The following is a 23,000-nucleotide window of genomic DNA, read 5'->3' as shown; positions in this document are numbered from 1 at the left end:
GGTCACTCCCAGCGGAAGAGACGGGCCGCGAGGAAGGTCACCAGAGCCGTCCACAGTGCCATCACGCCGAGCTGGGCGAAGCCGGGCCAGCCACCGGACGCCGCCCGGTCCAGCGCCTCGGAGGCGGCGCCGAACGGGGTGAACCGGACGATGGTGCGCAGGGTGTCGGGCATGCTCTGCACCGGGATCCAGACCCCGGCGGTGAACATCATCACGAGGTAGACGACCGAGCTGATGGCGGCGGACGCCTTGGCCGTACGGGCGAGGGCGCAGAGCAGCGAGCCGAGCGCCAGCACGCTCGCCACGGCCAGCAGCAGCGCCACGGCGTAGCCGAGCGGCTGCCCGGGCAGTGCGACGCCGAAGCCGGTCCGGCCGACGGCCATCGCCAGTGCGGCGGAGCCCAGGGCGGCGGCGCCGTGCAGCGCGATCTGCGCGGTGAGCAGCGCGGAGGGGCGTACCGGGGTGGTGGACATCCGGCGCAGGATGCCGCGTTCGCGGTAGCCGGTGAGGACCGGCGGCATGGCCTGGAGCCCGGCCATGATCATGCCGAGCAGCACCGCCACCGGCACGTAGAGGTCGATGACGCGCCGTCCCGCGAGTTCGTCGGTGTGCTCCCGGAAGGAGGGGATGAGACCGAGGATCGTCAGGAGCACGGTCGGGAAGACCATGATCCAGAACAGGCTGCCGGGTTCGCGGAGGAAGAGCCGGATCTCGGAGCGGAGCACCGCACGGTGCGCGGAGGCGGCGGAGGCCCTCGCGGGGGCCGTCGCCGGGGCCGGGGCCGGGTTCGCCGTGGTCATCTCAGACAGCCTGTTCTGTGAGGTCGAGGAAGGCGTCGTCGAGCGTCGCCTCGGAGACGCGGAGCCGGTGTGCGGTGATGCGGTGCCGGGCCAGCAGGGAGATCACCGCGTTGACCGTCTCGTCGGTGCCGCTGATGACGATCCGGTCGTCCTCGCGCTCCAGGGAGGCCGCGCCGGGCAGCAGGCCCAGCTCGGTGTCGGTGAGCGGCCGCGAGGGGGTGAAGGAGATGACCGTGGAGCTGCCCGAGCTGCCGATCAGGCCGGACGGGGTGTCGAGGGCGACGACCTTCCCCTTGTCGATGACGGCGATCCGGTCGCAGAGCTGCCTGGCCTCCTCCATGAAGTGGGTGACCAGCAGGACGGTGACGCCGCTGTCGCGCACGTCCTCGATCAGCTTCCAGGTGTCCCGGCGGGCCCGCGGGTCCAGGCCGGTGGTCAGCTCGTCGAGCACCACCACCCGCGGTCCGCCGACCAGGGCGAGCGCGATGGACAGCCGCTGCTTCTGGCCGCCGGAGAGTTTGGCGAACCGGGTGCCGTACACGGTGTGCAGGCCGAGCCGTTCGGCGAGCTCCCGCCAGTCGGCGGGGTCCGGGTAGAAGGCGCTGTACAGTTCGAGCGCCTCGGCCACGGTGAGTTTGGGCTGTAGTTCGCTCTCCTGGAGCTGGGCGCCGAGCAGCCTGGTGACCCGGTCGTGGTCGGCGACGGGGTCGAGACCGGCGACGCGGACCTTGCCCGCGTCGGGGATCCGCAGCCCCTCGACGCACTCGACGGTGGTGGTCTTTCCCGCACCGTTGGGGCCGAGGATCCCGAAGATCTCCCCCTCGTCGACGGTGAAGCTCACGCCGTCGACCACGGGGCGCCCGGCGTAGGACTTGCGCACCCCGTCCACTTCGATGATTGCCATGCCCACGAGCATCGGGGCGCGGCGGCCGGCGCACCATCGTCCATCGCGCTCGAAGCGGCATCGGCCGATCGGTTGATACGGGCTACGACCTGCGGGGCCGTGCGCCGGTCGGCGCCGGTCGGTTGATACGGGCTACGACCTGCGAGGCCGTGCCCCGGTCGGCGCCGGTCGGCCGAAAAACCACATGAGCGGTGTCAGCGGTGAACCGTAGTCTCGCCTGTGATGCCCGAAGAACATGCAGAGCCCAAGGATCGGTCCACCGTTCAGTCCCTGCTGCGGCTGTGGCCCTATGTGAAGCCGGTACGGCACCGGCTGTCCGGTGCCGCGCTGGTGGCGGTCGCCGCGTCCTGTATCGCCCTGGTGATCCCCCTCGTACTGAAGTGGATGGTCGACGGTCCGGTGGCGGACCGGGACCCCGGCGGGGTCTGGCTCGGGGCGCTGTATCTGCTGTTGCTGGGCATCGGTGAGGCCGCGCTCTTCGGGGTGCGGCGGTGGATGGTGGCGCGGCCGCTGGCCGGGGTCGAGGCCGCGATGCGGGCCGATCTGTACCGGCATCTGCAACGGCTGCCGGTGGCCTTCCACGACCGCTGGGCCTCGGGGCAGTTGCTCTCGCGCGCGACCACGGACCTGATGCTGCTGCGTCAGTTCCTGGCCTTCCCTCTGACGTTCCTGCTGGTCAACGGGGTAACGGTGCTGGTCGGCTTCGTCATTTTGCTGGTGCAGCAGTGGACGCTGGGGCTGGTGCTGCTCATTCCGGTCGTGCCGCTGATGATCATCTGCTCGGCCTTCGAGACGAAGTACTCGGTCGTGGCGCGCAGGGCCCAGGACCAGGTCGGCGATCTGACGACGGTCGTCGAGGAGAGCGTGCTGGGCATCCGGATCATCAAGGGCTTCGGCCGGCACCGCAGCCAGGCCCGCGCCTTCCGCGCCCTCTCGCAGCAACTGCGCACCACGGAGCTGGGCAAGGCCCGTCTCCTGGCGGCCATCTGGGCCGCCGTCACCGCGATCCCGGAGCTCGCCATCGGCGCGGCGCTGGTGCTCGGCACCGTGCAGGTCGCGGACGGCGAACTCTCCGCGGGCACCCTGGTCGCCTTCCTCTCCACCGCGCTCGCGCTGCGGTGGCCGGTCGAGTCGATCGGCTTCCTGCTGGCGATGAGCCAGGAGTCGGCGACGGCGACCGAGCGGTTCTTCGAGGTGATGGACGTGGCCGAGGAGAACGACTCGTCCGGCGTGGACGGGCCCGTGACGGGCAGCGGCTCGGCCCGGGGCGAAATGGTCTTCGAGGGCGTGGAGTTCCGCTATCCCGACGCGGAGCCCGGCTCCGTACCCGTGCTGTCCCGGATCGATCTGCGGGTCCGGCCCGGCGAGACGATGGCTCTGGTCGGGGCCACGGGTTCCGGCAAGACCACGCTCACCGCCCTGGTCCCGCGGCTGTACGAAGCGACCGCGGGGCGGATCACGCTGGACGGTACGGACATCACCACCATGCCCCGGGAACAGCTGCGCGAGCTGGTCTCGGTGGCGTTCGAGGAGCCGACGCTCTTCTCGGCGAGCGTCGGGGAGAACGTGCTGATGGGCGATGCCGGCGCCGGGGACGAGGAGTTGCGCAGGGCGCTGGCCATCGCCCAGGCGGACTTCGCGCACGAGCTGCCCGAGGGCGTCGGCACCCAGGTCGGCGAGCAGGGGCTCAGCCTCTCCGGCGGCCAGCGGCAGCGGCTCGCGCTGGCCCGCGCCGTGGTCGGCCGGCCGCGCTTCCTGGTGCTGGACGATCCGCTCTCCGCGCTGGACGTGCACACCGAGGCGCTGGTGGAGGCCGCCCTGCGGCAGGTGCTGGCGGAGACCACGGCGATCGTGGTCGCGCACCGGCCGTCCACCGTGATGCTCGCGGACCGGGTGGCGCTGCTCTCGGAGGGCCGGATCGCCGCCGTCGGCACCCATCAGGAACTGCTGCGCAGCAGCCCCGAGTACGCCTGGCTGATGTCGGGCGCCGAGGACGCGCCCGCCGAGGACGCCTTCCCCGCCGAGAAAGGCCTCACCCGATGACCAGTACGACGGCCACGGACACCGCCCCCGCCGAACCCACCGGGAGCACCGAGAGCGCCGGGGACCGGTTCGACCGGGACGATCTGCCCACCCCGGCCGGCGCGACCGGGGCACTGCTGAGGTCGCTGCTGCGGCCGTACAAGGCCCGGGTGGTGGTCGCCGCGCTGCTGCTGCTGGTCCAGCAGGCCGCGGTGCAGGCCGGACCGCTGCTCGTCGCGTATGCCATCGACAGCGCGGTGCCCGCGTTCCGGGACGAGCGGTACGGGCCGCTGATCGCGGTGGCGGTGGGGTACGCGCTGTGCTCGGCGGCGGCCGGGGGCATGCAGTACGCGTTCATCCGGATCTCCTGCCGGATCAACCAGGACGTGCTGCTCGATCTGCGCGGGCGGATCTTCCGTCATGCGCAGGCGCTCAGCGTGGACTTCCACGAGCGCTACACCTCGGGCCGGCTGATCTCCCGTTCCACCACGGACGTGGAGTCGCTGCAGGAGCTGCTCAGCGAGGGGCTCCAGGAGCTGATCGTCGTCGTCCTGTCCTTCGTCTCCATCTCGCTGATGCTGCTCTGGCTGGACTTCGGCCTGGGCGCGCCGGCCGTGCTCTCCCTCGTACCGCTGTACCTGCTGGTGCGGCGCTTCCAGCGGCGGGCCGGAGTGCTGTACTCCGGGCGGTCCACGGCGATCGCCGCGGTCATCGTGAAGTTCGCGGAGACGATGAACGGCATCCGCCCCGTCCAGGCGTTCCGGCGCGAGCCCGTCAACGACGCGCACTTCGAGAACCTCAACAACACGCACCGGTGGGCGAACGGCTCCGCGATGCTGGAGATGGCGCGTTACGTGGTCGGCTCCCGGCTGGTCGCCAACACGGCGGTCGCCGGAATCGTGCTCTGGGGCGCGTACCGGGTGGCCTCGGGCACCCTGGCGCTCGGCGTGCTGGCCGCGGCCGTGCTCTATCTGCGCCGGCTGTACGACCCGATCGACCGGCTCGGCATGTTCCTCAACTCCTACCAGTCGGCCGCGGCCTCGCTGCAGAAGATCGCGGGGCTGCTGACCCAGACCCCGTCCGTCCCGGAGGCGCCGAACCCGCGCGAGCTGCCGCCCCTGACCGGTGAACACCCGGGCCGTGAGGTCGTGTTCGACCGGGTGCGCTTCGCGTACCGCACCGGCGGCGAGGTGCTGCCCCGCTTCGACCTGACGATCCCGGCCGGCCAGACCGTCGCCGTGGTCGGCTCGACGGGCGCCGGCAAGTCGACGCTGGCCAAGCTGCTGGCCCGCTTCTACGACCCGACGGACGGCCGGGTGCTGCTCGACGGCACGGACCTGCGGGAGCTGGCCGTGGCGGAGCTGCGGCGGGGTGTGGTGATGGTGACCCAGGAGGCGTTCCTGTTCTCCGGGACGGTCGCCGAGAACATCGCGATCGGCAGCCCGGACGCGACCCGCGCGGAGATCGAGCAGGCCGCCAAGGCGATCGGCGCGCACGACTTCATCGCCGGACTGCCCGACGGGTACGACACGGACGTACGCAAGCGGGGCGGCCGGATCTCGGCCGGTCAGCGCCAGCTGGTCGGCTTCGCGCGGGCCCTGCTCGCCAACCCGGCGGTCCTCATCCTCGACGAGGCGACCAGCTCCCTGGACGTCCCCGGCGAACGGGCGGTGCAACGGGCCATGGACACGGTGCTGCACGGCCGCACCGCGGTGGTCATCGCCCACCGCCTGTCGACGGTGGAGATCGCGGACCGGGTCCTGGTGATGGAGCACGGCCGCATCGTGGAGGACGGCGCCCCCGCCGAACTCATCGCCGGGACCGGCCGCTTCGCGGGGCTGCACCGGGCATGGCGGGAGAGCCTGACATGACGGGGCGGGACCGCGGGTTCCGACGGCTCCGGACGCCGGGGTGCCCATTGATCACGACCCGGTACGTCCCCTAGGCGGCGGCTGGGACGGGGTACGCAGGGAGCTGCCAGTCGCCGCCGCGGTCCTCCTTCGAGAACCGCGCCACCAGGTCGGGGATGCGGAAGAAGCAGGCCAGCGCGGTGGCGCTCCGGAAGGCGTTGATCGCGTGCTGGTTCATGGGCATGCCCACGCGCAGCAGGCGGGGGTTCACCCCGGCCTGGATCTCGTTGACGAAGGGCCGCAGGACGCGGTCGTAGTTCGCCAGGGCGGTGGGCAGGTCGTCGGCGTGCCGGTTGATCTCACCGGCCAGGACGTAGGCGCCGGTCAAGCCGCCGGAGACGCCCATGCCGCTGTAGGGAGAGGCGCAGTGCGCGGCGTCGCCGGCCAGGACCACGCGGCCTTCGGACCAGGTGTCGGTGCGCACCTGGACGATCTCCTGGGAGTAGAAGAACGGGCTCGTCCTCATGCCCTCGACGAAGCGCTCGGTCTGCCAGCCGGCGTCGCGGAAGCGGTCGGCCCAGAACTCCTGCTGCCGCTCGACGGGTGCGCGGTGGATCGCGGAGGCTTCCGACGACTCCTCGCGCATCACGAAGTACACCTGGGTCTCGGTCGCGTTGTGGCTGCGGCGCATGATCTGGCGGCCGCCCGGGACCATGTAGGTGTCGCGGATGTTGCTGTCGGAGGCGATGCGCGGGACGAACCAGTAGGCCATGTGGATGCCGACGCGCCAGTACGGGTCGGCCCCCTCCGGGAGGAGCGCTCGCCGGATGCGTGAGCCCTGTCCGTCGGCGCCGACCAGCAGGTCGTACTCGCCGGAGGTCCCGTCCGAGAAGTGGGCGGTGACGTGGTGCTCGTCCTGGTCGAGGCCGTCGACGCTCTTGCCGAAGACGTACTCGGTGTCGTCCTTGGTCGCGTCGTGGAGGATGCGGACCAGGTCGCCGCGCATGATCTCGTACTCCGAGGTGAGGGTCTGGCGGCCCTTGCCGGAGGTGTTCGCCATGATCGTCGCCTTCGGTTTCCCGAGGGCATCGACGAACGCGACGCCCGCCTCGTCCACCAGCCGGCTGCGCACGGCGTTCAGCAGTCCCATGCGTTCGACCGCCTCGATGCCCTGCCCGCGCAGGTCGACCTGTGCGCCCGAGGCGCGCAGCGCCGGGAAGCGCTCGGCGACCGTCACCCGGTGACCGCCGCGGGTGAGCCAGAAGGCCAGCGCCTGCCCGGCGACGCCGCCACCTGCGACGAGGATCCGCAGAGAACGCTTCGTGATCTCGTCCGTCATGACGGCCACTCCAAAATCTATCGGTGATTGATTCCTTTCCAGGGTCGCCTATCACCGATAGATTGTCCATGTGACCAAGATGACCCGTGAGACCGTCGTAGCCGAGGCGCTGGAGCTGCTCGACGAAGTAGGGCTGGAATCCGTCAGTACCAGGCGGCTGGCCAAGCGCCTGGGCGTCGAGCAGCCGTCGCTCTACTACCACTTCCGGACCAAGAAGGACCTCCTGGCGGCCATGGCGGAAGCCGCCATGACCTCTCACGCCGGCGCGCCGCTCCCGTCACCCGCGGACGACTGGCGCGCATGGTTCCTCGACAACTCGCGCAGCTTCCGGCGCACCCTGCTGCAACGTCGTGACGGCGCGCGCCTCCACGCCGGCACCACCCCGACCGGCGACCTCGACCGGATCCGGCACAAGATGGCCTTCCTCGTCGCCTCCGGCGTTCCCGAGCGGGAGGCGCAGATGGCGATGCTGGCCGCCGGCCGGTACACGGTCGGCTGCGTGCTGGAGGAGCAGGCGGAGACGGGTCCGCAGGAGGACCTGCCGGCCGACGTCCCGGTCCTCGACCAGGAAGCAGCGTTCGAGGCGGGCCTCGCCCTCATCCTGGGCGGCCTCGCGCAGCACACCGCCACGACCGGCTCCACGGTCCGCCCGGAACGCGAACGCTGACCACGCGGAGCAGCGCTCGGGGTTTCACACGGGTCGGTGTGCCGCTCGCTCGATATCTGTCCACCGTTTTCGGGCGGGCCGGGCCCGGGGCTGCCTGAGCGGCACGCCCCGGCGGGCGGGCTCAGTGTGCCGCCGCTGTCCGAACCCCGAAGGCCACCAGCACGGCTCCTGCCAGGCGGCTCGTCCCGCGCCGGAATCGCGGTGTGTCGATTGCCGTGCGCGCGACGGCGATCACGCAGGTCCAGAACAGCAGCCACACCAGTACGACGGCTGCGTGCGCGATCGCGAGCGTCGCGATCTGTGGCGCGATGGGGCGGCCGGCGGTCAGGAACTGCGGCACCAGCGTGAGATAGACCGACGCCGCCTTCGGATTGAGGACGTTGGACCACAACCCCTGGCCGAATGCCCCGAGTTGGGCCCACGGCAGGTGCCATCGCCTGCGTGGCGCGGGTTCCACGCCTCGACGCGCCGAACGCCACGTGGTCACGCCCAGCCAGATGAGATAGACACCGCCCAGGAGCTTCACCACCGTCAGCGCCCGAGCCGACGACATGACGAGGGCGGACAGGCCGACTGCGGCGAACGTCGCGTGGACCAGGAGCCCGCACGCCGAGCCGAACGCGGCGCGCGCGCCGTCGGACCGCGAACCCGCGATCACCTGCTGTGTGACCAGTGTGAAGCTCGTGCCGGGGATCAAGGTCAGGGGTACGACCGCGGTCATGAAGCCGAGTACCGGATGCCACTGCACGCAACGAGCCTACGCAACGGACGTGCCCCGAACCTCCGGTTCCCCCTCATCCGGTCCGAGTCGAGCCGCACCAGGACCGACCGCACCCGACAGGAACGGAGGCGCTTCATCGGAGCAGGCGCGGGCAATTGAACGGACTTTCGCCATTTCTGGCCATTCTCCGCGCCTTCTGATGCCGGTCCCCCGTTACCGACTGAGTTTGATCATTCTCCGCCGCTACCATTCCTCTGGTTCCCTCGGGGGAAGGAATGGCACATGTACAGCATCATCGTGGTACCCGCGAACTGCGCCGGACCCGCCGATCAGATCCGTCTCGAACCCGGCGAGACACTTGCGTTCGGCAGGAATCCGGCCGCTCCGGCCGCAGCCGCGGCCCGCCGCCACCTCACCATCGAGCACGGCGGGGTCTCCCGCACCGCGGGCGAGATCACGGCCTCGGTGGCGTTCTGGACGCTCAGCAACCACAGCGCGCGGCAGACATACGTCGTGGAGAACCCGGAGGGGGCCGGTGAGCACATCAAGGTCGCGCCGGGGCGGGTCGAGGCGCCGATCCCGTTCGAGTTCTCCCGTGTGGTGCTTCCCGCCGGCGGCGATCTCCTCAACTTCGACGTCTGGGCACCACGCCACGACTACGCCGACCGGCCCGCGGACAGGTCCGGGGGCGAGGCCACCGCCCTGGCCTTTCCACTGGACCGCACCAAGCGCTATTTCCAGGTGCTCGCCGCCCTGTGCGAACCGCGACTGCGCGGCGAACCCCACGCGCCATTACCGACCGTCGACCAGGTGACCGAACGGCTGCGTCCCGTCTGGCCGGCCGCGGGCCGCGCCTCGGTCCAGTGGAACATCGACTATCTGGCGGTCAAGCTCCGCCTCAAGCAGCCCCCGGAATCCGCCGTTGGCGGCCCCCGCCTCAACGGGAAGAAAGAGACCCTGGTCGCCCTCGCTCTGCGCTTCGACCTGGTGAGCCAGGAACAACTGGACGTACTCGAAAAGCCGACGACGTGACCGCCGAGGACCATCCCACCGTCCCGGTCCCGGCCGGCTACCTCATCGGCCGCTGGGAAGTCCGCGAGCCCCTCGCCTCCGGAGCGTTCAGCAGTGTCTACGCCGCACGGGCCACCGACCCCGGCTCCGTCTCCGCCGACGGGCTCCCCGCCGACGCGGCGCTGAAGATCCTGACCACCGGCACCCGGACCCCGCGCCAGCTGAGCCACCTCCAGGAGCTGGCCCGTCGCGAGCTGGAGATCCACCGCAAGCTCCAGCACCCGCGTCTCATCCGGATGTTCGAGGCGCAGACCATCGACGATCCCGAACGCCCGGGGCTGGACGGTGCCACGGTCCTCGTACTGGAACGCGCCGCGGGCTCCGTCGAGGATCTGCTCGGCCGTTCCGGTGCCGGGCCGCTGCCCGCCGCCCCGGGACTGCTCGCCCAGATCTGTGAAGGGCTCGCCCAGATCCACCGGGCGGGCTGGGTCCACGGCGATCTGAAGCCGGCCAACGTCCTGCTGATGCCGGACGACTCCGTCCGGCTGGGCGACTTCAACCTCGCCTCCGAGATGGAAGGCACCCACGCCTACGCACCGGTCTTCGCGACACCCGACTACACCCCGCCGGAGCTTCTCTGGTCCGAGATCACCGAGCAGGGCCGGCAGATCCGCCCCACCGCCGACATCTGGGCCTTCGGCATCCTCGCCCACCTCCTGCTGACCAGGACGCTGCCGCTGCCCGGCGGCACCCCCTCCGCCCGCAGGGACAGTCTGCTGCGCTACGCACGCGGCGGGGAGGAACTGCGGCTCTCCGCGGAACTGCCCGAAGCCTGGCGGCCGATCATCACCGACTGCCTCGCCCGCAGCCACGAGGACCGGGCGGCACACGACTCCGGTTCCCTGCTGCGCCGGGTGGAGGCCGCCGCGGGCACCGGCCCGTCCCCGCGCCTCCCCCGCCTCCGCCCGCGCAGGGTGTCCCGCCGGGTGTGGGTGGCGGGCGTCGCGGCGGCGCTGATCGCCTCCGGCGGCGCGTACGCGCTGGGCAACCGGCCGCCGGACCCCGCGCTGTACGGCGCCGAGGAGCTGCGCACGGACCAGGGCGTCCCCGTCGCGTACCGCGCTCTGATCGTGGATGCCGCGCACACCTGCGAGAGCCGCGACGTCACCCCGGCGCTGATCGCCGCGCTGCTGAAGACCGAGTCGGACTTCGACCCCGGTCTCGCCGATCCGGCCAAGGACGAATTCGGCATCGCCCGCTGGACGCCCGAAGTCCTCTACTACTGGCTGCCCGAGAGCCAACGCCCCGCCAAGGTGAAGGACTTGGAGCCCCCCTTCCCCCCGGAGACCTCGATCCCGGCCGTCGGGCGCTACCTGTGCGACATCTCCCGCGCCCTGTCGAAGGACGTGCGGGGCAACCGGAAGGTGGCGGTGGCCGCCGCCTACCGGACCTCGGTCGAGATCGTCAACACCGCCGCCGGTGTCCGCCCGCAGGAACGCTCCTACGCCACGGAGATCGAGCGCCGACTGGACCAGTACACACCGGGCAGCGGCTGACGGAGCAGCACGGGTACCTCGGACGTCCGAGGTACCGCTGCCGGCTGCGGCACCGCATCGTTGCAGCTGTGCGCCGGTACAGGGGAACGGCGCAACCCGATTCACTGAAGGAGCCCGGCATGAGGACATTCCGTACGCTGCTCACCACCGCCGCAACCATGACCGCAGGTGTCGCGCTCGTGATGACACCCGGTACGGCCGAAGCGGCACAGAAGGCATGGTCCTGCCCGAGTGGCTATGTCTGCCTGTACACCGGCACCGCCGGAACCGGCCAGCGCTGCTACACGGACATCTCGATCACGGAGTGGACGACTCAGTCCTGCAACGACGTCAAGTTCATGTCGTCGTTCAACAACGGCACGGTGGCCGGCGGGGTCAACCACGTCCACGCGTACACGAAGTACTCGTACGGCGGGGGCGACTACCACTTCGTCCGCGGAAACAAGGGCCGCCTGACCAGCGACGAGCACCCGAAGGGCATCAGCATCAAGTCCATCAAGTGGACATCGAGCTGACCGAACTGCCGCGCCGGGTAACGGCCGTCGGGGCGAGTGGCGGTCGTCCAAGGGCGACCGCCTACGGGGCCGGGGCGCCGGGGTCCGACAGGGCGATCGCCCCGGCCGGACACAGGTCGACGGCCCGGCGTACCGAGTCCCGCGTCCCGGCGGGCGGCTCGGTTCGCAGCACGATCGCCCTGCCGTCGTCCTCGTCCTGGTCGAACACCTCACCGGCGGTGAACACGCACATTCCGGAGCCGACGCAACGCCCGGCGTCCACGGTGATCCTCATCGCTCAGGCCCCCAGGTGACCGGGAGGCTCTTCACCCCGTAGATGTCCGCGGTCTCCGGACGCAGGACGACCTCCTCCGGCGGTACGGCCAGACGCAGGGTGGGGAAGCGGTCGAACAGCGCGGGGAACGCGACCTTCATCTCGACGCGGGCCAGTTGCTGCCCCAGGCACTGATGGATGCCGTGCCCGAAGGCCAGGTGCCCGCCGCCCTGCCTGCGGAGGTCGAGCACATGGGGATCGGTGAAGCGCTCGGGGTCGCGGTTGGCGGTGTTGTACGACAGGATCACCCGCGATCCGGCCTCGATGGTCCTGCCTCCCACCTCGACGTCCTCCAGTGCCGTCCGCATGAACGTCTTGGCGACGCTGAGGTACCGCAGCAGCTCCTCCACGGCCCGGTCGGCGAGCGCGGGATCGGCGCGCAGCGCGGCCAGTTGCTCCGGGTTGCGCAGCAGCGCGAAGGTGCCGAGGGACAGCATGTTCGCGGTGGTGTCGAGCCCGGCCGCCAGCAGGAGCAGGGCCATCCCCTTCAGCTCCTCGTCGGTCAGATCGCTGTCGGTGAGGTCGCTGAGCACGTCGTCGGTGGGGTTCGCGCGCTTGGCGGCCACCAGCTCCGCGAGGTAGTCCTGGGTCGCGGTGTAGGCCGCGATCATGTCCTCGTCGCTCGTCTCCCCGTTCATGAACGAGTCGATCTGCTCCTGGAAGGACTCCCGGTCCTGGTACGGCACCCCCAGCAGTTCACAGATCACGATGGCGGGGATGGGCTTGGCGAACGCGGTCACCAGGTCCGCCGATGTCCCGGCCGCCTCCATGGCGTCCAGGTGGTCGGCGGTGATCTGTTCGATGCGCTCGGTGAGCAGTCGCATCCGCCGCACGGTGAACTTGCCCATCAGCGGCTTCCGGTAGCGGCTGTGCCGGGGCTCGTCCATGAGCAGGAACTCGCCGGGCGGCGCCGGGGGTGCCTGCATGTCCCCGTAGTCGATGGTCGGATGGAGCATGAGCTCCCTGCGCGAGCTGAACCGCGAGTCGGCCAGGACCGACCTGACCAGGTCGTATCCGGTGATCAGCCAGCCGGGCTTCCCGCCGGGGAAGGTGTAGCGGCTGATGGGGCTGTGCCGGCGGGCGTCGACCAGCTCGGCCGGCGGGTCGAAGGGACAACCGGACTGGCGCTCCGTGGGCATCGTCGTGACGGTGTGCAGTAACTCACCCATGATCATTTCCCCCGCTCATCTCGCGATAGTACGCGTTTGGTGATGCTTGAAAGCTACGTCGCCCTCAGAATTACTGTCAATCCACCGAAATGCATTTACGCAGTTCAGAGGCCATAAATTGATGCAATGACGATGCGGCCGAATGCAATATCGCGTTGCAATGGATGACAGCTAAAGCAATACTGACGGCATGCCAGGAGAACGGTTGACCCAGCAGGACCGCCAGCGCATCGCGGCCGGAATCGCCGACGGGCTCTCCTACTCCGAGATCGCGAGACGGCTCGACCGGCCGACCTCGACGATCAGCCGGGAGATCGGACGCAACGGTGGCTCCGGCGGCTACCTGCCCCAGCAGGCGCACCGGGCGACGGGCCGGCGAGCGCGGCGTGGCACACCGGCACCCCCGCGCGCGGCCGGGCCATCGGGTGACACGGCGGGAGAGGAGATCATCGAGGCGGCGGTCCGGGCGGGGCTGCCGAAGATGATGGCGCGTGTACACATGGACCTGCTGCTGTCCGAGGAGGGCAGGCGCACCGCGGCCGAGCTGACCCGCAGGCTGGAGGTCAGCCCCGCCTCCGTCTCCATGGCTGTGAACTACCTCGTCCAGCACGGCTATGTCCGGCGCGAGCGCGATCCACAACGTCGTCGCGACGTCTACGTGATCGACGACGAGGCCTGGTACCGATCCGTCGTGCTCAGCGCGCGGCAGACACTCGAAACGGCGCGGTCCGCGATGGCCATGGCAGAGGTGTCCGGGCCGGACAGCCCCGTGGGGCAGCGGATGGCCAAGGCAGGGGCGTTCCTGGAGCAGGTCAGCCTGGACATGCTGGAGTCGGCCGGCCGTCGGCGCGAGCTACTGGCGTGACGAATCCCCCTGGTAGGGTCCGCCGGGAGCTTCCACAATGCGATGGAGATGCTGAATGAGGCTGCTCCCGTTGTTCCTCCGCCGGCCGATCGAGGCGGTGTACGAGCGCCGACTGGCCACCACCCTTGCCGGGCTGCCACGGCCCCAGCATGTCGGGATCATGCTCGACGGCAATCGGCGCTGGGCCCGGCAGGCGGGTCACGCGGACGTCCGGGAGGGGTACCGGGCGGGCGGCGCCAAGACGACCGAGTTCCTGGGCTGGTGCGCTGCCGACGGAATCGAGCGCGTGACGCTCTTCATGCTCTCCGACGACAACCTCGGGCGCCCCGCCGAACAGCTCGGCCCGCTGATCGAGATCATCGAAGCGACCGTCCGGGACATCACGGCCGCGGGCCGTTCCTGGGAGGTCCAGGTGATCGGCTCGCTCGACATGCTGCCCGGCGCCAGTGCCCGGGTACTCAAGGAGGCCGCCGCCTCGACCGCGGGGCGCGGCGGGCTCAAGGTGGACGTCGCGGTCGGCTACGGCGGCCGACGGGAGATCGTCGACGCGGTGAAGAGCGCCTTCGAGGCACACATCGCCGCCGGTGGCGACCCTGCCGAACTGGTCGAACGGTTCGACATCGAGGACATCTCCCGGCACCTCTACTCGCCGACGGCCGACCACACCGACTTCATCATCCGGACCTCCGGAGAACAGCGGCTGTCCGGCTTCCTCCTCTGGCAGTCCGCGTATGCCGAGATGCACTGGGTGGACTGCTACTGGCCGGCGTTCCGTCACGTGGACTTCCTGCGCGCACTTCGCTCGTACGCGAGCCGCGAACGGCGATTCGGCAAGTAGCCGTCTTCGGCGCCGGAAAGGCAGTCAGACGGCGCCGAACTCCCCGGTCTTGACGCCCGCCACGAACGCGGTGAACGCGGCGGCGGAGGCGTTCAGCTGCGGACCGCCCGGGTTCTTCGAGTCGCGGACGGGAACCACGCCGAGCGGGGCGACGAGGTTGGCAGCGACCTCGATGCAGTCGCCGCCGTTGCTGCTGTAGGAGGACTTGAACCAGCGGGGGGATTCGGTCGTCACGGGGCGCCCTTTCGTAGCCGCTTGAAGCCCCGCCACGCTCCCGGCGGATCGCCAGGAAGCGTGGCGGGGCTTACGTCGCACTCGGTATCAGTACCCGCGAAGCCGACCGGTCAGACGGCGCCGAACTCTCCGGCCTTCACGCCCGCCACGAACGCGGCGAACGAGACGGCGGAGGCATTCAACACCGGGCCGCCCGGGATCTTCGAGTCGCGCACGGGAACCACGCCGAGCGGGGCGACGAGGTTGGCAGCGACCTCGATGCACTGGCCGCCGTTCTCGCTGAATGAGGACTTGAACCAACGGGGGGACTCGGTCGTCACGGGGTGCCCTTTCGTAACTGGTTGATCATGGCCACGGACGCCGCTCGCGTCAGCGCTTCGGCCTGCAGTTGATGGTAGTCCGTCAGGATGGGCAGCACCGATGGGCTGTCCCGCTCAAGATGGCCCCGATTGGCAGACTCCGCATACGACATGAGCGAGCGGTCCGGCATTGTGAGCACGGTTACCGGCAAGGTCATCGGGCGACGAACTCCGATGTCGAACGGGGCAACTTGGAGCACGGTGTTCGGTAGCTCCGCAAACTCAATCAGGCGCGCGAACTGCGCATCCATGAGGGAGCCGTCCCCGATGGGGCGGAGAAGGCAGCTCTCGTCGAGCACAACGAACACCAGCGGGGGTGGAGTTCGCGCGAGCGACGCTTGGCGCTGCGCAACCAGCGCAATCCGCTCATCTGCCTGCTCCCGCGAGGCAACGCCTCTCTTCACCGTGCTGTCTCCGAGCGCTGACGCGTACTCCGGCGTCTGGAGCAGGCCAGGTATGACGCCGACTTCGTAGAGCCTGATCTCTACTGCGCGCGCCTCGTGAGTGACGTACTCCGGGAATCCCTCAAGCAGCGCTCTGTACCTGACGGCCCGGCTCTGGCGCTCGAATCGGCCTCCGGTTCCAAATGTCCTGTCAGCACTTGCTGCGAACTGCCGAGTTGGTTTCCGTCGCCCAGTTTCGACAGCAGAAATATGGGCCCCGGAGCATCCCATGCGCTCGCCCAGTTCGTCCTGCGTCCAGCCGCGCTCGTCCCGCAAGCTGCGAAGTCGCGCCCCGAATGCCGCACTCGGCGACCGATCGGGGTCCAGTTCCTTCCGATTCACCATCTGACGCCTAACTTGCCTGTCAGTCTGCGTAAGTTGAAGACCCCCTGACTCTAAGCCACGCTGATCCCCCTTGGTAGCGGAACCGTTACGGAGAGGAGTGGCCCATGTCTGTGCAAGACGGCCCCCCGAGTGAGCAGAAGCCCTCGCAAGTCCCCGCCCCCGGCACGATGTTGGTGGACACCAGCCGTCGTGACCGGGTGGGTGAGTTCCGGGGAGTGGCCGGCCCGTACTGGTCCCTGCGGCCGGTCTGCGGCGGGACGGAGTGGGAGGCGGAGCCCGTAAACGTACGGGAGCCGAGTCCCATAGAGCGGTTGCGGGCCGAGATCTCGCGGTGCAACGCCCGGAGCAAGGGGCGGATCCTGTGACCGGCGACGTGAACACACGGCCCCGGCAACCGAGTTACCGGTGCGAAGCTCTTGCCGAAGGGCTCGTGTGCGGTACGGGCGAAACGGCGCGGTACGTCCTCGGCACCTTCCGGACCATCTCCCCCGTCCTCGCCCTGCGCTGGCTCGGCGGACAGGCCCTGTGGATCGTGGACCGGCTCGGCCTCGACGACCACCTCGCGGAGCTCCGCGCCTGGTACGAGGACCGCGAGGGCCAACGCGCCGCCCAGGCGCACATCAGGAGCGGCGCCCCGCTCCTCGTCGTCGTCCCCGACGCGGACTGCACGTACACGCTGTCCGTACGATCCGTGGAACAGGCACCCGTGAACACGCTCCGCCGCCACCTCGGGGAGGGATCAAGATCAGAAATCGCTCGTCGCGCCCCGTGCGACCCCCCGACCGCCGCAGTGCCCTTCGGTACCTGTGGTGGCTGATCGTCTGCCAGCGCCGCCGGGTCGCCGCCGGCGCGCTGCTCGGCAGCGCCTGGATGGTGTGCCTGACGCTGCCGCCGTACCTGCTGTCCCGCGCCATCGACGACGGGCTGCAACCGGGGCGGTGGCCCGCGCTGGCCGGCTGGGTCGCGGCGCTGCTGGGCGTGGGGGTGCTGAACGCCTGGCTGGCCGTCATGCGGCACCGCACGATGACCAGGGTGCGGCTGGACGCCGCGTTCCGTTCCGTGCGGGCCGTGGTCGGGCAGGCGACTCGGCTGGGCGGGGCGCTGCCGCGCCGGGTCACGGCCGGGGAGGTCGTCACGATCGGATTCGGCGATGTCGGGGTGATCGCCAACACGCTGACCATCACCGGCCCCGGTGTCGGCGCGGTGGTCGCCTTCCTCGTCGTGGCCGCGCTGCTGCTTGCCGTGTCACCGCTGCTCGCCGCTGTGGTGCTGCTCGGGGTGCCGTTGCTCGCGGTGCTGGTCGGCCCGCTGCTGGGGCGGTTGCAGGCGGTCGAGGCGACGTACCGGGAGCGGCAGGGCGGGCTCGCCGGCCGTTTCGCGGACATGGTCGGGGGCCTGCGCGTCCTCAACGGCATCGGCGGCAAGGAGGTGTACGCCGAGCGCTACCGGCGCGGCTCGCAGGAGTTGCGGGCGGAGGGGTACCGCGTCGGCGCGGTGACCAGTTGGATCCAGGCCCTCGGTGTCGGTCTGCCCACCCTGTTCCTCGGGGCCGTGACCTGGCTCGCGGCCCGGATGGCGGCCGAAGGAGCCATCAGTGTCGGCGAGTTGGTCGCGGTCTACGGGTACGCCGCGGTGCTCGTGGTGCCGGTCGAGTTCTTCATCGAGGGCGGCTACGGCCTCAGCCGCGGACTGGTCGCCGCCCGCCGGGTCGTCCGGTTCCTGGACCTGGAGCCCGATTCCGCGGGCGGCGAAGCGGCGGCGGACGGGCCAGGATCGTCGGCCACGCTCCATGATCCGGCGTCCGGCGTGGAGGTGGCACCCGGGCGGCTGACCGCGCTGGCCGGTGCCCGGCCGTCGGAGTCCGCGGCGGTGGTCGAGCGGCTCGGCCGGTTCACCGCTTCGGCCGCGACCTGGGGCGCGATACGCCTCGACGAGATCGACCTGACGCAGCTGCGCCGGCGGATCCTGGTCGCGGACAACGAGGCCGATCTGTTCGCGGGCCCGCTGCGCGAGGTGATCGGCGGCGCCCGGGACCGGGACGAGGAGTCCATCGGCCGGGCCCTGTACGCGGCTGTGGCCGAGGACATCGTGCGCGGGCTGCCGGACGGGCTCGACTCGCCCGTCGACGCGCAGGGCCGCAACCTCTCCGGGGGCCAGCGCCAGCGCGTCCGGCTGGTCCGGGCCCTGCTGGCCGATCCCGAGGTGCTGCTGGCGGTGGAACCCACCTCGGCGGTCGACGCGCACACCGAGGCGGCCATCGCGTCCCGGCTGCACGCGGCACGCGCCGGCCGCACCACCGTCGTCACCAGCACCTCACCGCTCGTGCTGGACCGGGCGGACACCGTGTACTACCTGGTCGACGGTCGCGTCGCGGCCGTCGGCAGCCACCGGGAACTCCTGGACCGGGAGCCCGGCTACCGCCTGCTGGTGTCGCGCGGTACGGACGAGGACCCCGCCGGTGAAGGAACCGTCCCGCCGTCCAGGGAGGCCGTGCGATGACCACCGCAACCGGAGCGGCGCCCCAGGCGCTGCCCGTCGCCGAACCGTCCCGGACACTCCGCGCGGCGTTCCGGCTGATCCGGCTGGACGGCCGGGTCTTCGCCGCCATGATCGGCCTCAACGCGCTGGCCGCCGGTGCCGGACTCGTCGGCCCGTGGCTGCTCGGCCGCATCGTCGACGAGGTCGGGGCGGGCGGCGGGGTGGCCGCGGTGGACCGTCTGGCGCTCACCATCCTCGGCTTCGCCGTGGCGCAGCTCCTCCTGGTCCGCTGGGCCGGTTACGTAGGACACCGCTTCGGCGAGCGGACCCTCGCCCGTATCCGCGAGGAGTTCACCGACCGGACGCTCGCGCTGCCCGCCCGGGTGGTCGAGCGGGCCGGGACGGGCGATCTGCTGACCCGGGGCACCACCGATGTCGCCATGGTCGGCGCCACTCTCCGGGACGCCGGGCCCGAGGTCCTCATCGCCGCGGTCCAGGCGCTGTTCATTCTCGGCGCGGTCTTCGTGCTCGACCCGCTGCTCGGGGCGTGCGGGGTGCTGGGGCTGCTCGGGATCTGGTTCGCCGCGCGCTGGTACCTGCGCCGGGCGCTCACCGCGTACCTGACCGAGGGCAGCGCCAACTCGGTGCTCGCGGAGCAGCTCGCGGCCACCGCCGCCGGGGCCCGCACGGTCGAGGCCCTCGGGCTTCAGCAGCGTCGTGTCACCGCCTGCGACGAGGCCGTCGAGGAGTGCTGGAGGACCCGGACCAGGACGCTGTTCCTGCGCAGTGTGCTCTTCCCGGCCGTGGACGTCTCGTACGTCGTTCCGGTGGCCGGTGTCCTGCTGGCCGGCGGCGTACTGCACGACCACGGCGCGGTGAGCCTCGGCGCGGTGGTCGCCTCGGCCCTTTATCTGCGGCAGCTCTCCCAGCCGCTGGACACCATCCTCCAGCGGCTGGAGCAGCTCCAGAGCAGCGGCGCCTCCTTCGCCAGGGTCGAGGGCCTGGCCCCGGCGGCGCATGTGCCGCCGGCCGCCTCCCCCGCACCGGCGGACGACCGGATCGAGGTGACGGACGTGCGCTACGCGTACGACGGCGGGGGCGACGTACTGCACGGTGTCGGTCTGACGGTCCGTCCCGGCGAGCGGCTCGCGGTCGTCGGCCCCTCCGGCGCGGGCAAGACCACCCTGGGCAGGCTGCTGGCGGGCATGGACTCGCCGCGCACCGGCTCGGTGACGGTGGGGAAGGTCCCGGTCGCCGGGCTGGACCCGGAACGGCTGCGCAGGCATGTCGTCCTGGTCACCCAGGAGCACCACGTCTTCCTCGGCACGGTCCGGGACAATCTGCGGATCGCCTCGGCCGACGCCACCGACGACGAACTGCGCGCGGCCCTGGCCGCGGTCGGCGCCGACTGGGCCGACGAGCTGCCGGACGGCCTGGACACCGATCTGGGCCACGGGGCGCACCGGCCGGACGGCGCGCGGGCGCAGCAGCTCGCCCTGGCGCGCGTGGTGCTGGCCGATCCGCACACGCTGATACTCGACGAGGCCACCGCGCTCCTGGACCCGAGGACGGCCCGGCACACGGAGCGGGCGCTGGCCGCCGTGCTCGAAGGCCGGACCGTGGTCGCCGTCGCGCACCGCCTGCAGACGGCCCACGACGCCGACCGGGTGGCGGTGATGGAGGACGGCCGGATCACCGAACTGGGCACCCATGACGAGCTGGTGGCGGCGGGCGGTGCGTACGCCGCGCTCTGGCGTTCCTGGCACGGCGAACGGCCGCCCTCGCCCTGACGGCCCCGCCCTCGCGCTGAAGGGCCCCGCCCCCGTCCGCACCGCTCGGCGCGCGCGGGCGGGGCGGAGCTGGTCTGCTGGTTCCGGGGGCCGTCCACCCATGACCCGGAGAGAGCCAGATGAGCGTCCCCAGTACCTACCGAGCCGCGCAGGCCGCAGCCGCCGGCGGCCCCTTCGAGATCGTCGAGCGTGCGGTGGCGCAGCCCGGTCCGGGGCAGGTCCGGATCTCCGTGGACGCCTGCGGGGTCTGTCACAGCGACGCGCTCTTCGTGAGCGGCGCGCTGCCGGGCGTACGGTTCCCGGTCGTCCCGGGGCACGAGATCGCCGGCCGGATCGAGGAGCTGGGCGAGGGCACGGAGAGTGCCTGGCGGCTGGGCGACCGGGTGGCGGTGGGCTGGTTCGGCGGCAGCTGCGGTCACTGCGCGCCGTGCAGGCGGGGCGACTTCGTGGTCTGCGTGAACCTGAAGGTGCCCGGGTGGGCGTACGACGGCGGCTACGCCGAGAGCGTGGTCGTCCCGGCGGACGCCCTGGCCCGGATCCCCGACGCGCTGTCGGCGGTCGACGCGGCGCCGATGGGGTGCGCGGGGGTGACCACGTTCAACGGGCTGCGGCGCAGCGCCGCCCGGCCGGGTGACCTGGTCGCCGTGCTGGGCATCGGCGGTCTCGGGCACCTGGGTGTGCAGTACGCGGCCGCGATGGGCTTCGAGACGGTGGCGATCGCCCGGGGGGCCGCGAAGGCCGACTTCGCGAAGGAGCTCGGCGCCCACCACTACATCGACAGCACCGCGGGCACCGGCGTCGCGGACGCGCTCCAGGCCCTGGGCGGGGCCAGGGTCGTGCTGGCCACCGCCGCCAACTCCGCGGCCATCACGGCGACCGTGGAGGGGCTAGCGCCGCGCGGCGAGCTGGTGGTCATCGGGGCGGACGCCGAGCCGCTGGGGATCAGCCCGAACCAGTTGCTGATGTCGGGCAAGGTCGTCCGGGGCCACCCGTCCGGCACCGCGCAGGACGTGCAGGACACCCTGGCGTTCAGCACCCTGCACGGGATCCGCCCGATGACCGAGACCGTGCCTTTGGACGGCGCGGAGGCCGCGTACCAGAAGATGATGTCCGGCGCGGCCCGCTTCCGGATGGTGCTCACCACCGGCTGATCCCCGGCCGCCGCGGGCCTCAGCGCGGTGTGCGGACGCCCCGGAGCAGGAGGACGGAGAGCACGGCGGCGCCGGTCATCACGGCGGCGGCACCGGCCGCGGCCATGCCCAGGCCGTGGGTGAAGGCCCGGTCCGCCGAGGCGAGCACCGTCTCTCCCAGCCGGTGCGGGAGCTGCCGGGCCACCGCGACCGCGCCGCCCAGGGTCTCGCGTGCCGCGTCGGGCACGGCGGCGGGCACCGTGGCGCTCATGTCCCGGCCGTAGACGGCGGCGCCGACCGAGCCGAGCAGCGCCATCCCGAGGGCGCCGCCGAGTTCCTGGCCCGATTCGAGGACGGCGGCGGCGGAGCCTGCGCGCTCGGGCGGTGCGGCGCCGAGCGCGAGTTCATTGGCGAGGGTCATCGCGGCGACCAGCCCGCCCGCGTAGACGGCGGACCCGGCGAGCGTCGTCCACAGCGGTGTGTCCACCCCGGTCCGGGTGAGCCAGAGGAATCCCGCGGCGGACACGAGGAACCCGCCGCCCATCACGTATCCGCGGTCGAACCGGCGGGCGAGCGCACCGCCCACCGGGGCGGCGACCAGTACGCCGAGGGACGGCACCAGGCTCCACATCGCCGCCTCGAAGGGGCTCTTGCCCAGGACGGACTGCACGTACTGGGAGAAGAACGGGGCGAATCCGACCGTGGCCGCCATGGCCAGCAGGTTGACGACGGCCGATCCGCCGAAGGCGCGGCGGCGCAGCAGGGCGAGGTCGACCATCGGGTGGGCGAGCCGGGCCTGCCGGCGGAGGAAGACGAAGCCCAGGCAGAGTCCGGCGGCGATCCCGAGGGCCGGCAGCGGCCGGCAGCCGTGCTTGGCCAGCTCCTTGATGCCGTGGATCAGTGGCAGCAGCGCGGCCAGCGAGAGCACCGCGCTCAGGGTGTCGAACCTGCCCCGGGCCGGTGCCTTGGACTCCGGCAGCAGCAGCGGGGCGAGGACCAGCAGCAGCGCCATGGCGGGCAGGTTGACGAGGAACACGGCGCCCCACCAGAAGTGTTCGAGGAGTGCCCCGCTGAGGACCGGGCCGACGGAGATACCGGTGGCCAGCACGGTCGTCCAGACGGCGACCGCCCGGGAGCGCTGTCCGGGGTCGTGGAAGAGGTTGCGTACGAGGGCGAGGGTGGAGGGCATCAGGCAGGCGCCGCCCACGCCGAGGAGTGCGCGGGCGGCGATCAGTGCCCCGGGGGACTGCGCGTAGGCGGCGGCGACCGAGGCGGCGGCGAACACGACCGTGCCGGCGATCAGCACCTTCCGGCGGCCGACGCGGTCGCCGAGCGCGCCCATCGTGATGAGGAGCCCGGCGAGGACGAAGCCGTACATGTCCAGGATCCACAACTGCTGGGTGGAGCCGGGTTCGAGGTCCGCGCCGATGGCCGGCAGGGCGTAGAAGAGGATGGAGACGTCCATCGAGACGAAGAGCAGCGGCAGCATCAGCACGCCCAGCGCGATCCATTCACGGCGCCCGGCGCGCGGGGCGGCGGGCTCCGGCGGGGCGGCGGCGGCCGGGGCCGGGGTGTGCGGTCCTGAAGTCATGGCGGGAGCACAGCAGTCGCCTCGCGTACACCGCAAACACCGTCGTAGTGCAGCTGCCCA

The 23,000-nt window shown here is 71.4% G+C and carries 23 protein-coding genes; 13 read left to right on the top strand and 10 right to left on the bottom strand.

From position 1 onward, the window contains the following. Nucleotides 1-2: 2 nt before the first annotated feature. Entirely contained in the window at nt 3-800 is a 798-nt protein-coding gene (locus tag ABZ622_RS25975; RefSeq protein ID WP_360547039.1) for an ABC transporter permease, read from the bottom strand. Nucleotide 801: 1 nt separating this feature from the next. Further along, nucleotides 802-1,704 carry an ABC transporter ATP-binding protein gene (locus ABZ622_RS25970; protein WP_360547037.1) on the bottom strand — a complete coding sequence of 301 codons (903 nt, stop codon included), beginning with the start codon at nt 1,702-1,704 and terminating at the stop codon, nt 802-804. A gap of 222 nt (nt 1,705-1,926) precedes the next feature. On the opposite strand from ABZ622_RS25970, the gene ABZ622_RS25965 reads away from it, so the two are divergent. Continuing rightward, nucleotides 1,927-3,747, top strand: coding sequence for an ABC transporter ATP-binding protein (locus ABZ622_RS25965; RefSeq protein WP_360547035.1), 1,821 nt, complete (start codon nt 1,927-1,929; stop codon nt 3,745-3,747). Next, a complete protein-coding gene (locus ABZ622_RS25960) occupies nt 3,744-5,597 on the top strand; it encodes an ABC transporter ATP-binding protein (RefSeq protein ID WP_360547033.1) in 1,854 nt (617 codons plus the stop codon). The genes ABZ622_RS25965 and ABZ622_RS25960 overlap by 4 nt, the downstream gene beginning before the upstream one ends. A 70-nt stretch (nt 5,598-5,667) precedes the next feature. On the opposite strand, the gene ABZ622_RS25955 is transcribed toward ABZ622_RS25960, so the two are convergent. Further along, nucleotides 5,668-6,915: an FAD-dependent monooxygenase gene (locus ABZ622_RS25955; RefSeq protein ID WP_360547031.1), complete on the bottom strand. Its 1,248-nt coding sequence runs from the start codon at nt 6,913-6,915 to the stop codon at nt 5,668-5,670. 79 nt (nt 6,916-6,994) lie between these two features. On the opposite strand from ABZ622_RS25955, the gene ABZ622_RS25950 reads away from it, so the two are divergent. Beyond that, nucleotides 6,995-7,582, top strand: a complete 588-nt coding sequence (locus tag ABZ622_RS25950; protein ID WP_360547088.1) for a TetR/AcrR family transcriptional regulator C-terminal domain-containing protein — start codon at nt 6,995-6,997, stop codon at nt 7,580-7,582. Between the two features lie 121 nt (nt 7,583-7,703). Here the strand turns inward: ABZ622_RS25950 and ABZ622_RS25945 are convergent, their stop codons facing one another. Continuing rightward, nucleotides 7,704-8,303, bottom strand: a complete 600-nt coding sequence (locus ABZ622_RS25945; protein ID WP_360547029.1) for a LysE family translocator — start codon at nt 8,301-8,303, stop codon at nt 7,704-7,706. A 282-nt stretch (nt 8,304-8,585) separates the two neighbouring features. On the opposite strand from ABZ622_RS25945, the gene ABZ622_RS25940 reads away from it, so the two are divergent. From ABZ622_RS25940 to ABZ622_RS25930, 3 genes are all read left to right on the top strand, one after another. Beyond that, on the top strand, nt 8,586-9,335 hold the full coding sequence (locus tag ABZ622_RS25940) for an FHA domain-containing protein (RefSeq protein ID WP_360547026.1): 750 nt from the start codon (nt 8,586-8,588) through the stop codon (nt 9,333-9,335). Next, a complete protein-coding gene (locus ABZ622_RS25935) occupies nt 9,332-10,870 on the top strand; it encodes a protein kinase (RefSeq protein ID WP_360547024.1) in 1,539 nt (512 codons plus the stop codon). Before ABZ622_RS25940 ends, ABZ622_RS25935 begins: the two co-directional genes overlap by 4 nt. Before the next feature lie 119 nt (nt 10,871-10,989). Continuing rightward, nucleotides 10,990-11,385: a peptidase inhibitor family I36 protein gene (locus ABZ622_RS25930; RefSeq protein ID WP_360547021.1), complete on the top strand. Its 396-nt coding sequence runs from the start codon at nt 10,990-10,992 to the stop codon at nt 11,383-11,385. A gap of 61 nt (nt 11,386-11,446) precedes the next feature. On the opposite strand, the gene ABZ622_RS25925 is transcribed toward ABZ622_RS25930, so the two are convergent. Both ABZ622_RS25925 and ABZ622_RS25920 read right to left on the bottom strand, forming a co-directional pair. Next, on the bottom strand, nt 11,447-11,659 hold the full coding sequence (locus ABZ622_RS25925; protein WP_360547019.1) for a ferredoxin: 213 nt from the start codon (nt 11,657-11,659) through the stop codon (nt 11,447-11,449). Beyond that, nucleotides 11,656-12,867, bottom strand: a complete 1,212-nt coding sequence (locus ABZ622_RS25920) for a cytochrome P450 (protein ID WP_360547017.1) — start codon at nt 12,865-12,867, stop codon at nt 11,656-11,658. The genes ABZ622_RS25925 and ABZ622_RS25920 overlap by 4 nt, the downstream gene beginning before the upstream one ends. A gap of 205 nt (nt 12,868-13,072) precedes the next feature. On the opposite strand from ABZ622_RS25920, the gene ABZ622_RS25915 reads away from it, so the two are divergent. Continuing rightward, on the top strand, nt 13,073-13,732 hold the full coding sequence (locus tag ABZ622_RS25915; protein WP_360547015.1) for a MarR family transcriptional regulator: 660 nt from the start codon (nt 13,073-13,075) through the stop codon (nt 13,730-13,732). A gap of 55 nt (nt 13,733-13,787) precedes the next feature. Further along, entirely contained in the window at nt 13,788-14,570 is a 783-nt protein-coding gene (locus ABZ622_RS25910) for an isoprenyl transferase (protein WP_360547013.1), read from the top strand. A gap of 24 nt (nt 14,571-14,594) precedes the next feature. On the opposite strand, the gene ABZ622_RS25905 is transcribed toward ABZ622_RS25910, so the two are convergent. The 3 genes from ABZ622_RS25905 to ABZ622_RS25895 all read right to left on the bottom strand — a co-directional run bounded on the left by ABZ622_RS25905 (nt 14,595) and on the right by ABZ622_RS25895 (nt 15,951). Then, entirely contained in the window at nt 14,595-14,804 is a 210-nt protein-coding gene (locus tag ABZ622_RS25905; RefSeq protein WP_360547011.1) for a DUF397 domain-containing protein, read from the bottom strand. Between the two features lie 110 nt (nt 14,805-14,914). Next, a complete protein-coding gene (locus ABZ622_RS25900; RefSeq protein WP_360547009.1) occupies nt 14,915-15,124 on the bottom strand; it encodes a DUF397 domain-containing protein in 210 nt (69 codons plus the stop codon). Further along, nucleotides 15,121-15,951 carry a helix-turn-helix transcriptional regulator gene (locus tag ABZ622_RS25895; RefSeq protein WP_360547007.1) on the bottom strand — a complete coding sequence of 277 codons (831 nt, stop codon included), beginning with the start codon at nt 15,949-15,951 and terminating at the stop codon, nt 15,121-15,123. The genes ABZ622_RS25900 and ABZ622_RS25895 overlap by 4 nt, the downstream gene beginning before the upstream one ends. Before the next feature lie 104 nt (nt 15,952-16,055). On the opposite strand from ABZ622_RS25895, the gene ABZ622_RS25890 reads away from it, so the two are divergent. The 5 genes from ABZ622_RS25890 (at nt 16,056) to ABZ622_RS25870 (ending at nt 21,370) form a co-directional block, all read left to right on the top strand. After that, nucleotides 16,056-16,316 (top strand): hypothetical protein, encoded by a 261-nt coding sequence (locus ABZ622_RS25890; protein WP_360547005.1) that lies wholly within the window; start codon nt 16,056-16,058, stop codon nt 16,314-16,316. After that, a complete protein-coding gene (locus ABZ622_RS25885) occupies nt 16,313-16,768 on the top strand; it encodes a hypothetical protein (protein ID WP_360547003.1) in 456 nt (151 codons plus the stop codon). Before ABZ622_RS25890 ends, ABZ622_RS25885 begins: the two co-directional genes overlap by 4 nt. 53 nt (nt 16,769-16,821) lie before the next feature. Continuing rightward, the gene (locus tag ABZ622_RS25880; protein ID WP_360547086.1) at nt 16,822-18,450 is read left to right on the top strand and encodes an ABC transporter ATP-binding protein; all 1,629 of its coding nucleotides are present in this window, start codon (nt 16,822-16,824) and stop codon (nt 18,448-18,450) included. Beyond that, on the top strand, nt 18,447-20,219 hold the full coding sequence (locus ABZ622_RS25875; protein WP_360547001.1) for an ABC transporter ATP-binding protein: 1,773 nt from the start codon (nt 18,447-18,449) through the stop codon (nt 20,217-20,219). The genes ABZ622_RS25880 and ABZ622_RS25875 overlap by 4 nt, the downstream gene beginning before the upstream one ends. Nucleotides 20,220-20,338: 119 nt before the next feature. Then, nucleotides 20,339-21,370 (top strand): alcohol dehydrogenase, encoded by a 1,032-nt coding sequence (locus ABZ622_RS25870; RefSeq protein WP_360546999.1) that lies wholly within the window; start codon nt 20,339-20,341, stop codon nt 21,368-21,370. A gap of 19 nt (nt 21,371-21,389) precedes the next feature. Here ABZ622_RS25870 and ABZ622_RS25865 read toward each other — a convergent pair whose 3' ends face one another. Continuing rightward, complete coding sequence (locus tag ABZ622_RS25865) at nt 21,390-22,940, bottom strand: MFS transporter (protein WP_360546997.1); 1,551 nt, start codon at nt 22,938-22,940, stop codon at nt 21,390-21,392. Nucleotides 22,941-23,000 lie beyond the last annotated feature (60 nt).

The organism is Streptomyces sp. NPDC007164, assembly GCF_040634135.1.
GTDB classification, from domain to species: Bacteria; Actinomycetota; Actinomycetes; order Streptomycetales; family Streptomycetaceae; genus Streptomyces; species Streptomyces sanglieri.
This window is presented reverse-complemented; position numbering and strand designations above follow the sequence as displayed.